This window comes from Pseudomonas sp. XS1P51 (genome assembly GCF_054897845.1).
The window spans coordinates 3,766,775-3,784,986 of the sequence record NZ_CM142707.1 but is presented as its reverse complement, the minus strand read 5'-3'; the positions used below and the strand labels follow the sequence as shown (position 1 = coordinate 3,784,986).

At 59.4% G+C, this 18,212-nt stretch carries 14 protein-coding genes and 1 pseudogene; 8 read left to right on the top strand and 7 right to left on the bottom strand.

Annotated features, from left to right (window positions below):
- Positions 1-153: 153 nt before the first annotated feature.
- The 6 genes and pseudogenes from rlmF to ACYZUD_RS17520 form a co-directional block, all read right to left on the bottom strand.
- On the bottom strand, positions 154-1,176 hold the full coding sequence (gene rlmF / locus ACYZUD_RS17545) for a 23S rRNA (adenine(1618)-N(6))-methyltransferase RlmF (RefSeq protein ID WP_462019438.1): 1,023 nt from the start codon (positions 1,174-1,176) through the stop codon (positions 154-156).
- Positions 1,177-2,225: 1,049 nt separating this feature from the next.
- Positions 2,226-5,072 carry a valine--tRNA ligase gene (locus ACYZUD_RS17540; protein WP_462019437.1) on the bottom strand — a complete coding sequence of 949 codons (2,847 nt, stop codon included), beginning with the start codon at positions 5,070-5,072 and terminating at the stop codon, positions 2,226-2,228.
- A 213-nt stretch (positions 5,073-5,285) separates the two neighbouring features.
- A complete protein-coding gene (locus ACYZUD_RS17535; protein WP_462019436.1) occupies positions 5,286-5,660 on the bottom strand; it encodes a DNA polymerase III subunit chi in 375 nt (124 codons plus the stop codon).
- A gap of 8 nt (positions 5,661-5,668) precedes the next feature.
- Entirely contained in the window at positions 5,669-6,097 is a 429-nt protein-coding gene (locus tag ACYZUD_RS17530) for a DNA polymerase III subunit chi (RefSeq protein WP_462019435.1), read from the bottom strand.
- Positions 6,098-6,157: 60 nt separating this feature from the next.
- Complete coding sequence (locus ACYZUD_RS17525) at positions 6,158-7,648, bottom strand: leucyl aminopeptidase (protein WP_462019434.1); 1,491 nt, start codon at positions 7,646-7,648, stop codon at positions 6,158-6,160.
- 149 nt (positions 7,649-7,797) lie between these two features.
- A pseudogene (locus ACYZUD_RS17520) lies at positions 7,798-7,917 on the bottom strand (outer membrane lipoprotein carrier protein LolA); the annotation flags it as partial.
- Positions 7,918-8,043: 126 nt separating this feature from the next.
- On the opposite strand from ACYZUD_RS17520, the gene lptF reads away from it, so the two are divergent.
- The 8 genes from lptF to pdxJ all read left to right on the top strand — a co-directional run bounded on the left by lptF (position 8,044) and on the right by pdxJ (position 16,529).
- Positions 8,044-9,162 (top strand): LPS export ABC transporter permease LptF, encoded by a 1,119-nt coding sequence (gene lptF / locus ACYZUD_RS17515; protein WP_462019433.1) that lies wholly within the window; start codon positions 8,044-8,046, stop codon positions 9,160-9,162.
- A complete protein-coding gene (gene lptG, locus ACYZUD_RS17510; RefSeq protein ID WP_462019432.1) occupies positions 9,155-10,216 on the top strand; it encodes an LPS export ABC transporter permease LptG in 1,062 nt (353 codons plus the stop codon). The genes lptF and lptG overlap by 8 nt, the downstream gene beginning before the upstream one ends.
- 170 nt (positions 10,217-10,386) lie before the next feature.
- The gene (lepA, locus tag ACYZUD_RS17505) at positions 10,387-12,186 is read left to right on the top strand and encodes a translation elongation factor 4 (RefSeq protein WP_462019431.1); all 1,800 of its coding nucleotides are present in this window, start codon (positions 10,387-10,389) and stop codon (positions 12,184-12,186) included.
- 5 nt (positions 12,187-12,191) lie between these two features.
- Positions 12,192-13,046: a signal peptidase I gene (gene lepB, locus ACYZUD_RS17500; protein WP_462019430.1), complete on the top strand. Its 855-nt coding sequence runs from the start codon at positions 12,192-12,194 to the stop codon at positions 13,044-13,046.
- Positions 13,047-13,230: 184 nt separating this feature from the next.
- Positions 13,231-13,920, top strand: a complete 690-nt coding sequence (gene rnc / locus ACYZUD_RS17495) for a ribonuclease III (RefSeq protein ID WP_010463056.1) — start codon at positions 13,231-13,233, stop codon at positions 13,918-13,920.
- Complete coding sequence (gene era, locus ACYZUD_RS17490; RefSeq protein ID WP_462019429.1) at positions 13,913-14,815, top strand: GTPase Era; 903 nt, start codon at positions 13,913-13,915, stop codon at positions 14,813-14,815. Before rnc ends, era begins: the two co-directional genes overlap by 8 nt.
- 168 nt (positions 14,816-14,983) lie before the next feature.
- Positions 14,984-15,673 carry a DNA repair protein RecO gene (gene recO, locus ACYZUD_RS17485; protein ID WP_462019428.1) on the top strand — a complete coding sequence of 230 codons (690 nt, stop codon included), beginning with the start codon at positions 14,984-14,986 and terminating at the stop codon, positions 15,671-15,673.
- Between the two features lie 112 nt (positions 15,674-15,785).
- Entirely contained in the window at positions 15,786-16,529 is a 744-nt protein-coding gene (gene pdxJ / locus ACYZUD_RS17480) for a pyridoxine 5'-phosphate synthase (protein WP_462019427.1), read from the top strand.
- Positions 16,530-16,655: 126 nt separating this feature from the next.
- Here pdxJ and mltF read toward each other — a convergent pair whose 3' ends face one another.
- Positions 16,656-18,116, bottom strand: coding sequence for a membrane-bound lytic murein transglycosylase MltF (gene mltF, locus ACYZUD_RS17475; RefSeq protein ID WP_462019426.1), 1,461 nt, complete (start codon positions 18,114-18,116; stop codon positions 16,656-16,658).
- Positions 18,117-18,212: the final 96 nt, after the last annotated feature.

Genomic DNA, 18,212 nt, shown 5'->3' with positions numbered 1-18,212 from the left:
TCTGCAATTCAGCGATTGCTCGCCAACACCGTTAAACCAACTGTGGGAGCGAGCCTGCTCGCGAAAACGGTGTGTCAGCCAACATTGATGTGACTGATACGCCGCTTTCGCGAGCAGGCTCGCTCCCACAGTTGATCTCCGTCGGTCAGTTACTCAGCTTTTGCGCGCCCAGCGCTCGCGCCAGACCTGCTGTTCGGATTTGGTCTGGAAGGTCCAGGCGACGAAGCGGCTTTGCTTCTGCCCCTGGGACATTTCCACGACCTGGCTTTCCAGCACGCCGGCTTTTTTCAGCGCCGTCTGGATCGCAGGCAGGTTCGACGCTTTCGAGACCAGGGTGCTGAACCAGAGCACTTTGTGTTGAAAGTGCGCGCTCTCGGCGATCAGTTGCGCCACAAAACGCGCTTCGCCGCCTTCGCACCACAATTCCGCCGATTGCCCGCCAAAGTTCAGTACCGGCAGTTTACGTTTCGGGTCGGCGCGGCCCAGCGCGCGCCATTTGCGTTCGCTGCCCTTGGTCGCTTCGTCCATCGAAGCGTGGAACGGCGGGTTGCACATGGTCAGGTCGAAGCGTTCGCCGGGTTCGAGCAGGCCCAGCAGAATGTGCTTGGGATTGCTTTGCTGGCGCAACTGGATGACTTTGTTCAGCCCGTTGGACTGCACGATGGCTTTGGCGGCGGCGACGGCCGTCGGGTCGATTTCCGAGCCGAGGAAGTGCCAACGGTAGTCGCTGTAGCCGATCAACGGATAGACGCAGTTGGCACCCATGCCGATATCCAGCACTTTGACCGGCGCGCCGCGAGGGATTTCACCGTCATTCACACTGGCCAGCAGGTCGGCCAGGAAGTGCACGTAGTCGGCACGCCCCGGAACCGGTGGGCAGAGGTAATCCGCCGGAATGTCCCAGTGAGCAATGCCATAGAACGACTTGAGCAGCGCCCGGTTGAACACCCGAACCGCGTCCGGGCTGGCGAAGTCGATGCTTTCCTTGCCGTACGGGTTGATGATCACGAACTTCGCCAGTTCCGGCGTGGTCTTGATCAGCGCCGGGAAGTCGTAACGACCCTGATGGCGATTACGCGGGTGCAGGCTGGCTTTTTCACGCGGTTCGACGGCTTTGGCCGGGGGCGCAGAGTCAGGCTTCTTGCGCGCAGGGCGGGGTGTGCGGGGGGCGTTCATGGGTGTGTTCGATTCGGGTATGGCTAAAAGTGGCGGGTATTGTCCCACATCCGGGCGTTGGCGCGGACTCAGCGTTCAGAGGAAAGGGCCAAAGCGGGACGCGGGCCTGAGTGAAAGCTGCCCAGTAATCTGTTCAAGCCGTGGATGCTCGATGTTTTGGGTGGTGTTTGTAATATTTTTGAATCGTTCGGATAATGCCAGCTGTAACAGAAAAGAGCTGGCATTAAAGATGGTAAGTTTGATGAGGTTTCTTAAGCATCAAACAGTAGTTCGAGGAAAAGTGTTTTAAATTTCTTCAGGATAGGCGAGGTAAGAGGCGTTTCTCTCAATGATGTTCAATGTGAATGACGAGACAGACTCGTCTTTCCATAAGCCTATCACTGCTGGTGGCCGCGGGACCTCGTCACCGTTATCGTCCTCCTGCACAAATATCACTCCCGTTCCAAGTCTGTGCCTGGAGTCGAGTTGCAGATAAATTTCTTCCTGGTCGCTTTTGAGATCGTCGAGTGTAAGAATTCCCCCGTTCTGTTTAGCGATATTGAACGTAGTGGTATGTCGTCCTGCGGCGGGCTTTGCCACGAAGTAGCCGCGTTCATAGTTAATGGTTTGTCCAAAGTGCTGTCCTGCGCTTCGGATAAAAATAGTGTAATGAGATCCATCGCATCGGAAATACATTACGTCTGGGGCCCCATTGCGGTTTTGACACCATACCATTCCACCGTAACCATTCCAGGGCTCCACTATCGCTACAGGCTCTCCATGCAGACTCAGGGTTGCGAGGAATGACTTTTGCCTATTTGTACTCATCTGATTAATCCTTTATCAGTGGTGTATAAAATGCGCTCTATGCACTTTTAAGTATTGGAGCGCGGAGGCTACCATGATCAATGATAGAGGTCTGGTGTGAAGTTTTTAGTAGTTATTGCATAGGGAGTTGTTGTGTGGGTTGGTGGTTTTCGTGAGATCATTTTTTCTATTCTTTAAATAAAAACGCCCCGAATTTTCGGGGCGTTTTTATTAGCTTCGTTTACAGCAATATTATTAGCCGGTTATAAACTGGCAATCCGCGCATGCTGCTCCGCCAACTTGCCCAAAGCCTGTTCAGCTTCAGCCAGTTTGGCGCGTTCCTTGTCGATGACTTCGGCCGGGGCCTTGTCGACGAAACCGGCGTTGGACAACTTGCCGCCCACGCGCTGGACTTCGCCCTGCAGGCGCAGGATTTCCTTGTCCAGACGCGCCAGTTCCGCGTCCTTGTCGATCAGACCGGCCATTGGCACCAGCACTTCCATCTCACCCACCAGCGCAGTGGCGGACAGCGGTGCTTCTTCGCCGGCAGCCAATACAGTGATCGATTCCAGACGCGCCAGTTTCTTCAGCAGCGTTTCGTTCTCGGTGAGACGACGCTGATCTTCGGCGCTGACGTTTTTCAGGAACAGGTTCAGGGGTTTGCCTGGACCGATGTTCATTTCGCCACGGATGTTGCGCGTGCCGAGCATCAGGCCCTTGAGCCATTCTATGTCGTCTTCGGCAGCCGGATCGATGCGCTCTTCATTGGCCACTGGCCACGGTTGCAGCATGATCGTCTTGCCTTCGATACCGGCCAGCGGCGCGACGCGCTGCCAGATTTCCTCGGTGATGAACGGCATGAACGGATGCGCCAGGCGCAACGCAACTTCCAGAACCCGAACCAGCGTGCGACGAGTGCCGCGCTGACGTTCAACCGGCGCGTTTTCGTCCCACAGCACAGGCTTGGAGAGTTCCAGGTACCAGTCGCAATACTGGTTCCAGATGAACTCGTACAAGGCTTGTGCTGCCAGGTCGAAGCGGAACTGGTCGAGTTGGCGGGTCACTTCGGCTTCGGTGCGTTGCAACTGCGAGATGATCCAGCGATCCGCCAGGGACAGCTCGTAGGCTTCGCCGTTCTGGCCGCAGTCTTCGCCCTTGTCCAGCACGTAGCGCGCGGCGTTCCAGATCTTGTTGCAGAAGTTGCGATAGCCTTCCACGCGGCCCATGTCGAACTTGATGTCGCGACCGGTGGACGCCAGCGAGCAGAAGGTGAACCGCAGGGCGTCGGTGCCGTAACTGGCGATGCCGTCGGCAAACTCGTCGCGGGTCTGCTTCTCGATCTTCTTCGCCAGCTTCGGCTGCATCATGCCGGAGGTGCGTTTCTGCACCAGGTCTTCGAGCTCGATGCCGTCGATGATGTCCAGCGGGTCCAGGACGTTGCCCTTGGACTTGGACATCTTCTGGCCCTGGCCATCGCGGACCAGACCGTGAACGTAAACGGTCTTGAACGGAACCTGCGGCGTGCCGTCTTCGTTTTTCACCAGGTGCATGGTGAGCATGATCATCCGGGCAACCCAGAAGAAAATGATGTCGAAACCGGTCACCAGTACGTCGGTGGAGTGGAATTTCTTCAGGAACTCGGTCTGTTCAGGCCAGCCGAGGGTGGAGAATGTCCACAGGCCCGAACTGAACCAGGTGTCGAGAACGTCGTTGTCCTGCTGCAGCGCAACGTCCGGACCGAGGTTGTGCTTGGCACGTACTTCGGCTTCGTCGCGACCGACGTAGACCTTGCCCGACTCGTCGTACCAGGCCGGAATCCGGTGGCCCCACCACAGCTGACGGCTGATGCACCAATCCTGGATGTCGCGCATCCACGAGAAGTACATGTTTTCGTATTGCTTGGGCACGAACTGAATGCGGCCGTCTTCAACGGCAGCAATCGCAGGCTCGGCCAACGGCTTGGTGGAGACGTACCACTGGTCGGTCAGCCACGGCTCGATGATGGTGCCGGAACGGTCGCCTTTCGGTACTTTCAGGTTGTGATCGTCGACGCTGACCAGCAGGCCTGCGGCCTCGAACGTGGCAACGATCTGCTTGCGCGCTTCGAAGCGGTCGAGACCGGCGTATTCGGCCGGGATCTTGCCGTCGATGCTTTCGTTCAGCGTGCCATCGAGGTTGAACACCTGGCAGGCTGGCAGCAGGGCGGCGTTCTTGTCGAAGATGTTCAGCAGCGGCAGGTTATGGCGCTTGCCGACTTCGTAGTCGTTGAAATCGTGGGCCGGGGTTATTTTCACGCAGCCGGTGCCGAATTCGGGATCGCAGTAATCGTCGGCGATGATCGGGATGCGGCGGCCGACCAGCGGCAGCTCGACAAATTTGCCGATCAGGGCTTTGTAGCGTTCATCGTTCGGGTTAACGGCGACGGCGGCGTCGCCGAGCATGGTTTCCGGGCGAGTGGTCGCGACGATCAGGTAAGCGTTGCCTTCGGCGGTCTTCGCGCCGTCGGCCAGCGGGTACTTCAGGTTCCACAGGAAGCCTTTCTCGTCGTGGTTTTCCACTTCGAGGTCGGAAATCGCTGTGTGCAACTTGGTGTCCCAGTTGACCAGGCGCTTGCCGCGGTAGATCAGGCCGTCTTCGTGCAGACGCACGAAGGCTTCTTTAACGGCTTCCGAGAGGCCGTCATCCATGGTGAAGCGCTCGCGGCTCCAGTCCACGGACGAGCCGAGGCGGCGGATCTGACGGCTGATGTTGCCGCCGGACTGATCCTTCCATTCCCAGACTTTCTCGAGGAATTTCTCACGGCCCAGGTCGTGGCGATTCTGGCCCTGTGCTTCGAGTTGACGTTCCACCAGCATTTGCGTAGCGATACCGGCGTGGTCGGTGCCTGGTTGCCACAGGGTGTTGCGACCCTGCATGCGGCGGAAACGGATCAGGGCGTCCATGATCGCGTTGTTGAAGCCGTGACCCATGTGCAGGCTGCCAGTGACGTTCGGCGGCGGGATCATGATGGTGTAGGACTCGCCCGCGCCTTGCGGGGCGAAGTAATTCTCTGACTCCCAGGTGTTGTACCAGGAAGTTTCAATGGCGTGCGGCTGGTAGGTCTTATCCATGCGCGGCGGGACCCTATTGGCATTTATTCAGGAAAAGCCGGCAAGTATAGCGGGGCATGGGGCGGAGGGCGAGCAGGTGCGGACAGGGCGCTTCATCAATCGCGGCGCAGATCTAATGTGGGAGCGAGCCTGCTCGCGATGCAGGCGCCCCAGCCTGTCAGGAAACCGAGGGGATGCTATCGCGAGCAGGCTCGCTCCCACAGAAGATTGGGGTTATTCGTACTGACTGAGAAGCCGTTCCATCCGCGCGGCGAGGCGGCGTTTGATCTCGGTTTCGATGTGCGGGGCGAAGTCGTCGATCACGTCTTGCATGATCAATTGCGCGGCAGCGCGCAGTTCGCGGTCCAGGTACAGCAAGGCATCAGCGCCTTTGGTGGTGTCCGGGGCGGGGGCGGGTGGCGTTGGTTCGACGGTTGGCTGGGAAGCGCTGACCGTGTCGAACAACATCGGAATCTGTTCCTGGTCACCTTGCTCGACCGTGTCGGTCAGCAGCGGTGGTTGCAGGTTGTCATCGCCGAGCAGTTGGCGGATCGACTCGAGGTCGTCCAACAGGTGCGCGGACTTTTGCGGCGGTTTGGGAGTGTCCATCGGAATGCTCAGAGTCGCTGTAAACGGTGATCTTGCAGAGGATAGCCCTGTTCGCGGTAGAAGCGGAAACTCTCCCGCGCGGCTTGGCGAATCGCCGGATCTTCCACCACCACCTCCGCCACACGGGCGAAACGTTGAGCGAAGCCCGGGACTTTCAGATCAAGATTGACCAGCAGATCCTGATGCTGACCGCAGTCATCGCCCAGACCCAGCACAATCAAGCCGTCCGGCTCGCTTTCGGCAGGGCCGTGAGGCACGAAGCTTTCGCCCTTGAAGGCCCACAGGCGCGCATCGAGATCGTCGCGCTGGACTGCATCGCTGCAATGCAGGTAGATGCGGTGGCCCATGCGCCAGGCTTTTTCGGTGAGCTTGCAGGCGAAATCCAGCCGTGCCGAAGGATCGGCGCTGGGCAGGATATAGAAGTCGACTTTGGTCATTGCGGTTCCTGAGCCTTGAGCGGCACCGCCCGAAAGCAGCGCCGCCCGAGGTCATCGGTTTCAGGCCTTGGCGCGGTCCAGCAGGTATTGGGTCAGCAGGGGGACCGGACGGCCAGTGGCGCCCTTGTCCTTGCCGCCGCTGGTCCAGGCCGTGCCGGCGATGTCCAGGTGCGCCCAGTTCAGGTTCTTGGTGAAGCGCGACAGGAAGCAGGCCGCCGTGATGGTGCCGGCTTTCGGGCCGCCAATGTTGGCGATGTCGGCGAACGGGCTGTCGAGCTGCTCTTGATACTCATCGAATAACGGCAGTTGCCAGGCGCGGTCGTCGGCGGACTGGCCGGCGCTCAGCAGTTGGCCGATCAGTTCGTCGTTATTGCCCAGCAAGCCCGACGTGTGGGCACCCAGTGCAACCACGCAGGCGCCGGTCAGGGTGGCGATGTCGATCACGGCTTGTGGCTTGAAACGCTCGGAGTAGGTCAGGGCGTCGCACAGCACCAGACGGCCTTCGGCGTCGGTGTTGAGGATTTCCACGGTCTGGCCGCTCATGGTGGTGACGATGTCGCCCGGACGCGAAGCGTTGCCGCTCGGCATGTTCTCGGCGCAGGCCAGGATGCACACCAGGTTGATCGGCAGTTTCAGCTCGAGCACGGCACGCAGGGTACCGAACACGCTGGCAGCGCCGCCCATGTCGTACTTCATTTCATCCATGCCCAAGCCTGGCTTGAGGCTGATGCCGCCGGTGTCAAAGGTGATGCCCTTGCCGACCAGTGCGTACGGCTTTTCGGATTTCTTGCCGCCGTTGTATTGCATGACGATCAGGCGCGGTGGCTGGGCGCTGCCCTGGCCAACGGCGTAGAACGAGCCCATGCCCAGTTCCTTGATTTTCTTCTCATCAAGGACTTCGACTTTCAGACTTTTGAATTCTTTGCCCAGGTTCTTGGCTTGTTCGCCGAGGAATGTCGGGTGGCAAATGTTCGGCGGCAGGTTGCCCAGGTTGCGGGTAAACGCCATGCCGTTGGCGATCGCGGTGGCGTGGGCCACGGCGCGCTCGACTTCAGCCTGTGCCGCCTTGATGGTCACCAGGGTGACTTTCTTCAGGGTGCGAGGCTCGGCTTTCTGGCTTTTGAACTGGTCGAATGTGTATTCGCCGTCCACCAGGGTTTCGGCCAGCAGGCGAGTCTTGCCGTAGCTGTCGCGACCTTTGACCACGACTTCGTCCAGGGCAAGCACTGCATCGCTGCCGCCCAGGCCTTTAAGGGTATTGAGGATGCCGGCGATGATTTTGCGGAACGGGCGATCACCCAGCTCTTCGTCCTTGCCCACGCCCACCAGCAGCACGCGTTCGGCCTTGAGGTTCGGCAGGCTGTGCAGCAACAGACTCTGACCGACCTTGCCGGCCAGGTCGCCGCGCTTGAGCACAGCGCTGATCGCGCCGCCGCTCAGTTCGTCGAGTTGGCGGGCAGTAGCGCCGAGCTTGCGGCCTTCGCCGACGGCGACTACCAGAGTGGCGGTTTTCAACGTTTCTGGGCTAACGCTTTTTACAACCAGTTCCATGTCCGGGTCCCTGAATGATGGGTCAACACGCAAGGGCTCGACGACATTCGTTCGAGCCTGCTTAATAGATAGAAAGACGCAAGTCACGGCTTGCGACAAAGGCCGCAGTTTGAACCTCGCTACCGGCGCCTGACAACCCTCGTTCTCACGATTGTAGGAGCGAGCTTGCTCGCGAAGAACCTGAGCCCGCCACGGGGTGTCAGGCTTCCTGCGTTATCGTTGACGACCATCGCGAGCAAGCTCGCTCCTACACCCCCGTACCAATGCATTGCGCAGTGACAGGCGCACCCAATCACAGGATAATGCGCCATCTTTTTCGGCGGCTCTGCCCTGCGGGCTGTCTGATACGTTTGCTTGTTTGGCCGCTTTCGCCTGACAACCCTGGAGTGTCTGGTTTGATCGTTTTCCGTTATCTATCCCGCGAAGTCCTGTTGACCTTGAGCGCCGTCAGCGCCGTGCTGCTGGTCATCATCATGAGCGGTCGCTTCATCAAATACCTCGCCCAGGCGGCTGCGGGCCTTCTGGATCCGGGCTCGCTGTTCCTGATCATGGGCTTTCGTCTGCCGGGTTTCCTGCAACTGATCCTGCCCCTCGGGCTGTTTCTCGGGATCCTGCTGGCCTACGGTCGCCTGTACCTTGAAAGCGAAATGACGGTGCTGTCCGCCACGGGCATGAGCCAGCAACGTCTGTTTACCATGACCCTGTTCCCGGCCACCCTGGTTGCACTGGTGGTGGCGTGGCTGAGCCTGAGCCTGGCGCCACAAGGTGCCAATCAGTTCCAGTTGCTGCTGAACAAACAGGACGCCCTGACCGAGTTCGATACCCTCGAACCGGGCCGCTTCCAGGCCCTGCGTGACGGAACCCGAGTGACTTACACCGAAACGCTGTCGGATGACCGCATCCACCTGGGCGGCGTGTTCATTTCGCAAAAGAACGTCTCGTCCGACAAGAAGGATCGCGGGATTTCCGTGCTGGTGGCCGAGAGGGGCCGTCAGGAAATCCGCCCCGACGGTAACCGCTACCTGATTCTCGACAATGGCTATCGCTACGACGGTAATCCGGGTCAGGCCGACTACCGCGCGATCAAGTACGAAGAGTACGGCGTATTGCTGCCGAAACCGGACGTCAGCGACGAAGTCACCGACCGTGACGCGATGACGACCAGCTCCTTGCTGGGCAGTGACGACATCCGCTCCCGTACCGAGCTGCAATGGCGCCTGTCCTTGCCGTTGCTGGTCTTCATCGTGACCTTGATGGCGGTGCCGCTGTCGCGGGTCAATCCGCGCCAGGGCCGTTTCCTCAAGCTGTTGCCGGCGATTCTTCTTTATATGGCTTACCTGAGCATCCTGATTGCCGCTCGCGGCGCCCTCGAAAAGGGCAAGATCCCGCCTGCGCTGGGCTTGTGGTGGGTTCACGCGATCTTCCTGGCCATCGGCCTGGGCTTGCTCTATTGGGAACCCTTGCGCTTGAAGATGGCGAGTCGCCGCAGCGCGCTGGAGGTGGCCCGTGGTTAAGCTCGATCGCTACATCGGTAGCAGCGTCTTCATTGCGATTCTGGCGGTCCTGGGGATCATCCTCGGTCTGGCAACGCTGTTTGCTTTCATCGACGAGATGGGGGATGTCAGCGACACCTACACCCTGGTCGACGTGCTGAGCTACGTCCTGCTGACGGCGCCACGCCGTCTCTACGACATGTTGCCGATGGCTGCGCTGATCGGCTGCCTGATTGGCCTCGGCAGCCTGGCCAGCCACAGCGAGCTGACCATCATGCGTGCGGCGGGTGTGTCGGTCGGGCGGATCGTCTGGGCGGTCATGAAACCGATGCTGATCCTGATGCTGGTAGGGCTTCTGATCGGCGAGTACATTGCGCCGGCGACCGAAAGCACGGCTCAGGCCAACCGCTCGCTCGCTCAGGGCAGCGGAGATGCGCAAAGCGCCAAGCACGGTCTGTGGCACCGACAGGGTGACGAGTTCATCCATGTCAACTCGGTGCAGCCCAACGGTCTGCTGTATGGCGTGACCCGTTATCGTTTCGACGATCAGCGCAACATACTGTCCTCGAGCTTCGCCAAACGTGCGGAATTCGACAAGGATCACTGGCAGTTGAGCGGCGTCACGACCACGGTGTTCCACGAAAAAAGTACGGAAGTGGTCACTACGCCGATCGAGCGTTGGGATGTGGCACTGAGCCCGCAACTGCTGAGCACCGTGGTGATGTCCCCCGATTCGCTGTCGATCACCGGTCTGTGGGGTTACATCCACTACCTGGCTGATCAGGGGCTGAACAACGGTCGTTACTGGCTGGCATTTTGGGTCAAGGTGTTGCAACCGTTGGTCACCGCTGCCCTGGTGCTGATGGCGATTTCCTTTATCTTCGGCCCGCTACGCTCGGTGACCCTCGGTCAGCGGGTGTTCACCGGCGTGCTGGTGGGCTTCACCTTCCGTATCGTCCAGGATCTGCTGGGGCCTTCGAGCCTGGTGTTCGGCTTCTCGCCGCTGTTCGCGGTGCTGGTGCCGGCCAGTATCTGTGCCCTGGCCGGGGTCTGGTTGTTGCGTCGAGCCGGTTGATCGCGGGATTTCCAGACCTTGTGGTTGATAAAAAACGCCCCTGTCGCAAGACCGGGGCGTTTTTGTACGCGCCGTCTGACCTGCGAACGTGACGCTTGCGCCGTGGATCAGGTACAATTCCCGGCTATTTTTCGGCGGGCTATGCCTGCAGCCTTTTTGAGTGTTGATCCGTGAGTGATTTGAGTCATATCCGCAATTTCTCCATCATCGCCCACATTGACCATGGCAAGTCGACGCTGGCAGATCGCTTCATCCAGATGTGCGGCGGTCTTGCCGAGCGCGAAATGGAAGCCCAGGTGCTGGACTCCATGGACCTGGAGCGTGAACGCGGGATCACCATCAAGGCCCACAGCGTTACCCTGTATTACACCGCTCGCGACGGCATCAAGTATCAGCTGAACTTCATTGACACCCCGGGCCACGTTGACTTCACCTATGAAGTCAGCCGGTCGCTGGCGGCCTGTGAAGGTGCGTTGCTGGTGGTCGATGCCGGTCAGGGCGTTGAAGCTCAATCGGTTGCCAACTGCTACACGGCGATCGAGCAGGGCCTGGAAGTCATGCCGGTCCTGAACAAGATCGACCTGCCACAGGCCGATCCGGACCGCGTTAAAGAAGAAATCGAAAAAATCATCGGCATCGATGCCACCGATGCGGTCGAGTGCAGCGCCAAGACTGGCCTGGGCGTCGACGAAGTGCTCGAACGCCTGGTTCACACCATTCCTGCGCCGACCGGTAACTACGAAGATCCGCTGCAAGCGTTGATCATCGACTCCTGGTTCGACAATTACCTGGGCGTTGTTTCCCTGGTGCGCGTGCGCCATGGTCGTGTGAGGAAGGGCGACAAGATCCTGGTCAAGTCCACCGGCAAGATCCACCTGGTGGACAGCGTCGGTGTCTTCAACCCGAAACACACCGCCACCGTCGACCTGAAGGCCGGCGAAGTGGGCTTCATCATCGCCGGCATCAAGGACATTCACGGTGCGCCGGTCGGTGACACCCTGACCTTGAGCTCCACGCCCGACGTCGACGTGCTTCCAGGCTTCAAGCGCATCCAGCCGCAGGTCTACGCCGGCCTGTTTCCGGTCAGCTCCGACGACTTCGAAGATTTCCGTGAAGCCCTGCAAAAGCTCACGCTCAACGATTCGTCCCTGCAGTACACGCCGGAAAGCTCCGACGCCCTGGGCTTCGGCTTCCGTTGCGGGTTCCTCGGCATGCTGCACATGGAAATCATCCAAGAGCGCCTGGAGCGCGAGTACGACCTGGACCTGATCACCACGGCGCCGACGGTAATCTTCGAGCTGCTGCTGAAAACCGGTGAAACGATTTACGTCGATAACCCGTCGAAGCTTCCAGACCTGTCCTCGATCGAAGACATGCGTGAACCGATCGTGCGGGCGAACATTCTTGTGCCGCAAGAGCACCTGGGCAACGTCATTACCCTGTGTATCGAGAAGCGTGGCGTACAGCACGACATGCTGTTCCTCGGTACCCAGGTCCAGGTGACCTACGATTTGCCGATGAACGAAGTGGTCCTGGACTTCTTCGACCGTCTGAAATCCACCAGCCGCGGCTATGCTTCGCTGGATTACCATTTCGATCGTTATCAATCGGCTAATCTGGTGAAACTGGATGTGCTGATCAACGGTGACAAGGTCGACGCCCTGGCGCTGATCGTGCACCGTGACAATGCGCACTACAAAGGTCGCCAGTTGACCGAGAAGATGAAAGAACTGATTCCACGGCAGATGTTCGACGTCGCGATCCAGGCCGCCATTGGCGGGCAGATCATTGCGCGAACCTCCGTCAAGGCTCTCAGAAAGAACGTATTGGCCAAATGCTACGGCGGTGACGTTAGCCGTAAGCGCAAGCTGTTGGAAAAGCAAAAGGCCGGTAAAAAACGCATGAAGCAAGTCGGCAACGTGGAAATTCCACAAGAAGCCTTCCTTGCAGTGCTCAGGTTGGATAGTTAGGTCCTATGTCACTAAATTTCCCGCTGTTGCTGGTCATCGCCGTGTTCGTCTGCGGCCTGTTGGCGTTACTCGATCTGCTTTTCCTGGCGCCGCGTCGGCGTGCCGCCATTGCTTCCTATCAGGGCAGCGTCAGCCAGCCTGATGGGGTCGTGGTCGAGAAACTGAACAAAGAGCCGCTGCTGGTCGAATACGGCAAGTCGTTCTTCCCGGTGTTGTTCATCGTGCTGGTGCTGCGTTCGTTCCTGGTGGAACCGTTCCAGATTCCTTCCGGCTCGATGAAACCGACCCTGGACGTTGGCGACTTCATTCTGGTGAACAAGTTTTCTTACGGGATCCGCCTGCCGGTGATCGACAAGAAAGTCATCGAAGTCGGTGACCCGCAGCGCGGCGATGTGATGGTGTTCCGCTACCCGAGCGATCCGAACGTTAACTACATCAAGCGTGTAGTGGGCCTGCCGGGTGACCAGATTCGTTACACCGCCGACAAGCGTCTGTTCGTCAACGGTGAGTCGATTGCCGAGCAACTGGTCGGCTCCGAGCCGGGCACGTTGGGCAGCGCCGAGCTCTACAAGGAAAAACTCGGCGTTGCCGAGCACCTGATCCGCAAGGAAATGAGCCGCTACCGCGCTGCACCGGACCATTCGTGGACCGTGCCTGCCGGGCACTACTTCATGATGGGCGACAACCGCGACAACTCGAACGACAGTCGCTACTGGGATGATCCGAGCATTCCCAAGGATCTGCTGGGCATGGTTCCCGACAAGAATATCGTCGGCAAGGCCTTCGCAGTCTGGATGAGCTGGCCGGAACCCAAACTCAGTCACCTGCCGAATTTCTCGCGGGTTGGCCTGATCAAGTAATCACACACGGCGCTGTTGAACACAGCGCCGAATGCATTTCTGGAGCCGGCACATTCGGCGCCAGACGCATGAAAACAATGATATTCAGGACGTAATTTTTGAACACAGCGTTAATTGTCCCAAGCCTGCGCCGCATCACGGCGATGGCGGTGGAATCCAGCCACGAACTCAGCGTGGGTAAACCGTGAGCGTCTCCTTAAGCCGTCTAGAGCGTCAGCTCGGCTACACCTTCAAGGATCAGGAACTGATGGTCCTGGCCCTGACTCACCGCAGCTTTGCCGGGCGTAACAACGAACGCCTGGAGTTCCTCGGTGATGCCATCCTTAACTTCGTTGCTGGCGAGGCGCTGTTCGATCGCTTCCCGCTGGCTCGCGAAGGCCAGTTGTCACGATTGCGTGCACGCCTGGTGAAAGGTGAGACCCTGGCCGTGCTGGCCCGCGGTTTCGATCTGGGCGAATACCTGCGCCTGGGGTCCGGCGAGTTGAAAAGCGGCGGGTTCCGTCGCGAATCGATTCTGGCCGATGCCCTGGAAGCGCTGATTGGTGCGATCTACCTGGACGCCGGCATGGACATGGCGCGCGAGCGCGTGCTGGCCTGGCTGGCCGGGGAGTTCGAAGGCCTGACGCTGGTCGACACCAACAAAGATCCGAAAACCCGCCTGCAGGAGTTCCTGCAGTCCCGTGGTTGTGAACTGCCGCGTTACGAAGTGGTGGATATCCAGGGTGAGCCGCATTGCCGGACGTTCTTCGTCGAATGTGAAATCACCTTACTGAATGAAAAAAGCCGAGGTCAGGGTGTGAGTCGTCGTATTGCCGAACAGGTAGCGGCCGCCGCAGCACTGATTGCCCTGGGTGTGGAGAATGGCAATGACTGATTCAACCGCAACACGCTGTGGCTATGTTGCCATCGTCGGCCGTCCCAACGTGGGCAAGTCCACGCTGTTGAACCACATCCTGGGTCAGAAGCTGGCGATCACCTCGCGCAAGCCTCAGACCACTCGCCACAACATGCTCGGCATCAAGACCGAAGGCGCCATCCAGGCGATCTACGTCGACACCCCCGGCATGCACAAGGGTGGCGAGAAAGCCCTGAACCGCTACATGAACAAAACCGCTTCGGCCGCGTTGAAAGACGTCGACGTGGTGATCTTCGTGGTCGACCGCACCAAGTGGACCGACGAGGACCAGATGGTCCTCGAACGCGTCCAGTACGTGACCGGCCCGCTGATCGTAGCGCTGAACAAGACCGACCGCATCGAAGACAAAGCCGAGCTGATGCCGCACCTGACCTGGTTGCAGGAGCAGCTGCCGAACGCGCAGATCATGCCGATCTCGGCCCAGCACGGGCATAACCTCGACGTGCTGGAGCGAGTGATCGCCGAGCACCTGCCGGAAAACGATCACTTCTTCCCGGAAGACCAGATCACCGACCGCAGCAGCCGCTTCCTCGCCGCGGAACTGGTGCGCGAGAAAATCATGCGCCAGCTGGGCGCCGAGCTGCCGTACCAGATCACCGTGGAAATCGAAGAGTTCAAGCAGCAGGGCAAAACCCTGCACATCCATGCCTTGATCCTCGTCGAACGTGACGGCCAAAAGAAAATCATCATTGGTGACAAGGGCGAGCGGATCAAACGCATCGGCACCGAGGCGCGCAAGGACATGGAGCTGCTGTTCGACTCCAAGATCATGCTCAACCTCTGGGTGAAAGTGAAAGGCGGCTGGTCCGATGACGAGCGCGCCTTGCGTTCGCTGGGTTACGGCGACCTGTAATTTCAGTTTGTACAACGAGTAACTGTGGGAGCGAGCCTGCTCGCGATAGCGGTCTGTCAGTCAACAACTATGTTGAATATCAGCCCCTCTTCGCGAGCAGGCTCGCTCCCACATTTGGTTTTGGGTTGTTTGTAAAACTGCGCTCCTTCATTGAGTACTGCGATTTCCATGTCCCAAACCCCTCCTGTCGGCCAACCCGCCTACGTGCTCCACTCCCGCGCCTACCGCGAAAACAGCGCGTTGGTGGATTTCCTCACGCCGCAAGGTCGACTGCGGGCGGTGTTGCGCAGCGCACGGGGCAAGGCCGGGACACTGGCGCGGCCATTCGTGCCGCTGGAAGTCGAATTCCGCGGGCGGGGTGAGCTGAAGAATGTCGGGCGCATGGAAAGTGCGGGCGTTTCCACCTGGCTCAGCGGCGAGGCGCTGTTCAGTGGCCTCTACCTCAACGAACTGTTGATCCGTCTGTTGCCCTCCGAAGACCCCCATCCGGCCGTCTTCGATCACTATGCCGCGACTCTGCTTGCCCTTGCTGAAGGGCGTCCGCTTGAGCCGTTGCTGCGATCCTTCGAATGGCGTCTGCTGGATGACTTGGGTTACGGCTTCGCCCTGATCACTGACATTCATGGCGAACCCATCGCGCCGGACGGTCTCTACCGTTTGCAGGTGGACGCCGGACTGGAGCGGGTCTATCTGCTGCAACCGGGTCTGTTCAACGGCACCGAACTGTTGGCCATGGCCGACGCCGACTGGACCGCGCCCGGCGCGCTGTCCGCCGCCAAGCGTTTGATGCGTCAAGCGCTGGCCGTTCACCTGGGCGGTCGTCCCCTGGTCAGTCGCGAGCTGTTTCGCAAGCCCTAGGGTCTGTTGACGCTGGGTGATGGTCACGACGGGATGACCATCACCCAGCGTCAACAGACCCTATCTCCCCGTGTATGCTGTGCGCCGAATCTTTAAATTCAGGAGCGCTTCCGTGACCACCAGCAATCGCATTCTTCTTGGCGTGAACATCGACCACGTTGCCACCCTGCGTCAGGCCCGGGGCACTCGCTATCCAGATCCGGTCAAGGCAGCACTGGACGCGGAAGAGGCGGGTGCTGACGGCATCACCGTGCACCTGCGTGAAGACCGCCGGCACATCCAGGAACGCGACGTGCTGTTGCTCAAGGATGTGCTGCAAACCCGCATGAATTTCGAAATGGGCGTCACCGAAGAAATGATGGCGTTCGCCGAGCGCATCCGTCCTGCGCACATTTGCCTGGTGCCGGAAACCCGTCAGGAGCTGACCACCGAAGGTGGCCTGGACGTCGCGGGGCAGGAAGCGCGGATCAAGGCCGCTGTGGAGCGCCTGTCGAAAATCGGCGCTGAAGTGTCATTGTTCATCGATGCTGACGAGCGGCAGATCGAAGCGTCCCGTCGTGTCGGTGCTCCAGCCATCGAACTGCACACCGGTCGTTATGCCGATGCCGAGACACCGACGGAAGTGGCGGAAGAGCTCAAGCGTGTTGCCGACGGCGTGGCGTTTGGCCTGGCTCAGGGCTTGATCGTCAATGCCGGCCACGGATTGCACTATCACAACGTTGAAGCCGTGGCGGCGATCAAGGGCATCAACGAACTGAACATCGGCCATGCGCTGGTGGCCCATGCGTTGTTTGTCGGGTTCAAGTCGGCTGTGTCCGAGATGAAAGCGTTGATTCTGGCCGCAGCAAAAGCTTAAAACCCCAACACAAAACACTGTGGGAGCGAGCCTGCTCGCGATGAGGTCCTTCCAGTCAACATAAATGGTGACTGTCAGACCGCTATCGCGAGCAGGCTCGCTCCCACATTTGATGGGTGGCGGCTGTTAAAGCGGCGGGGTTTCCTGATTCGGCTTGCTCTTGTCGACACCTGGCACATGCAAATTGCCTTCAGCCACTTGATTGCCCTCAAGCTGCGGCTGCGTGACCCAGGTCAGGATGTCGTAGTAGCGACGGATGTTTGCCACAAAATGCACCGGCTCGCCGCCCCGGGCGTAGCCGTAGCGCGTCTTGCTGTACCACTGTTTCTGCGACAGGCGCGGCAGGATCTTCTTCACATCCAGCCACTTGTCCGGGTTCAGCCCTTCCTTGGCGGCCAGTTTGCGCGCGTCATCCAGGTGACCGCTGCCGACGTTGTAGGCCGCCAGTGCAAACCATGTGCGATCCGGTTCCTGGATCGACTCATCCAGCTGTTCCTTCATGTAGGCCAGGTACTTGGCGCCGCCCATGATGCTTTGTTTGGGATCGAGCCGATTGGAAACACCCATGGCCTGCGCGGTGTTCTGGGTCAGCATCATCAGGCCGCGTACGCCGGTCTTCGACGTGACCGCCGCTTGCCACAGGGATTCCTGATAGCCGACCGCAGCCAGCAGGCGCCAGTCGATTTTCTCTTCCTTGGCGTAAGCCTTGAAGTGCTTTTCGTACTTGGGTAGCCGTTGCTGCAAGTGTTGGGCGAAGGTGTAGGCGCCCATGTAGCCAAGTACATCGACGTGCCCGTAATAGCGGTCTTTCAGGCGTTGCAAGGTGCCGTTCTTCTTCACCTTGTCGAGGTAGGCGTTGATCTCGTTGAGCAGGCTGTTGTCATCGCCGGCGGCCACGGCCCAGCTCTGGTTGCTGGCGTCACCGAGGTCGAAAGCCACTCGCACGTTGGGAAAGTAGACCTGGTTCATCGCGACTTCGTTGGAATCGACCAGTGTCAGATCGATCTGACCTTCATCCACCATGCGCAGCAGGTCGACGACTTCAACGGCGTCGGACTCTTCGTATTCAATGCCGGGATATTTCTGTTTCAGCTCCGCCAGTTGCTCGGCGTGGGTGCTGCCCTTGAGCACCATGATCTTCTTGCCCACCAGGTCCTTCGCATCGGTCGGCCGCGACTGGCCGTTGCGATAGATGATCTGCGGGGTGACTTCCAGGTAGGAGTGGGAAAACCGGACCTGCTTCTTGCGTTCCTCGCTGCTGACCAGACCGGCAGCAGCCAGCACCGGGCCGTTGGGTTTGCCCACCTGGTTGAACAGGTCGTCGAGGTTGTCGGCGGTTTCGATCTTGAGTTCGACCCCCAGATCGTCGGCGAAGCGCTTCACCAGCTCGTATTCGAAGCCGGTTTCACCGTTGCGATCCTGAAAGTAGGTGGCGGGGCTGTTTCGGGTAACCACCCGCAGCACGCCATCCTCCTTTACGCGCTCCAGCGTGTTGGGTTTATCAACACAGCCACTGAGCATCAGGAAGAGTCCGGTTGCGATCAGCCATTTGGCGTACCGCGGACGCAAAGCCGTTGGGGAAAACATCTGCGCAGTATACGCAAAGGACCACGAGCGCCATATCTCGACAGCGAAGGGCTTGTCTGCTAGGGAGCGAAAAACCGGTCTGGAGCCCGCAGGAAT

What these genes read in the sequence shown, in the direction of transcription:
- ACYZUD_RS17540 (WP_462019437.1), bottom strand. Translation starts at nt 5,072, where the DNA reads ATGGATAAGACCTACCAGCCGCACGCCATTGAAACTTCCTGGTACAAC.
- era (WP_462019429.1), top strand. Translation starts at nt 13,913, where the DNA reads ATGACTGATTCAACCGCAACACGCTGTGGCTATGTTGCCATCGTCGGC.
- lepB (WP_462019430.1), top strand. Translation starts at nt 12,192, where the DNA reads ATGTCACTAAATTTCCCGCTGTTGCTGGTCATCGCCGTGTTCGTCTGC.
- mltF (WP_462019426.1), bottom strand. Translation starts at nt 18,116, where the DNA reads ATGTTTTCCCCAACGGCTTTGCGTCCGCGGTACGCCAAATGGCTGATC.
- ACYZUD_RS17530 (WP_462019435.1), bottom strand. Translation starts at nt 6,097, where the DNA reads ATGACCAAAGTCGACTTCTATATCCTGCCCAGCGCCGATCCTTCGGCA.
- recO (WP_462019428.1), top strand. Translation starts at nt 14,984, where the DNA reads ATGTCCCAAACCCCTCCTGTCGGCCAACCCGCCTACGTGCTCCACTCC.
- rlmF (WP_462019438.1), bottom strand. Translation starts at nt 1,176, where the DNA reads ATGAACGCCCCCCGCACACCCCGCCCTGCGCGCAAGAAGCCTGACTCT.
- ACYZUD_RS17525 (WP_462019434.1), bottom strand. Translation starts at nt 7,648, where the DNA reads ATGGAACTGGTTGTAAAAAGCGTTAGCCCAGAAACGTTGAAAACCGCC.
- ACYZUD_RS17535 (WP_462019436.1), bottom strand. Translation starts at nt 5,660, where the DNA reads ATGGACACTCCCAAACCGCCGCAAAAGTCCGCGCACCTGTTGGACGAC.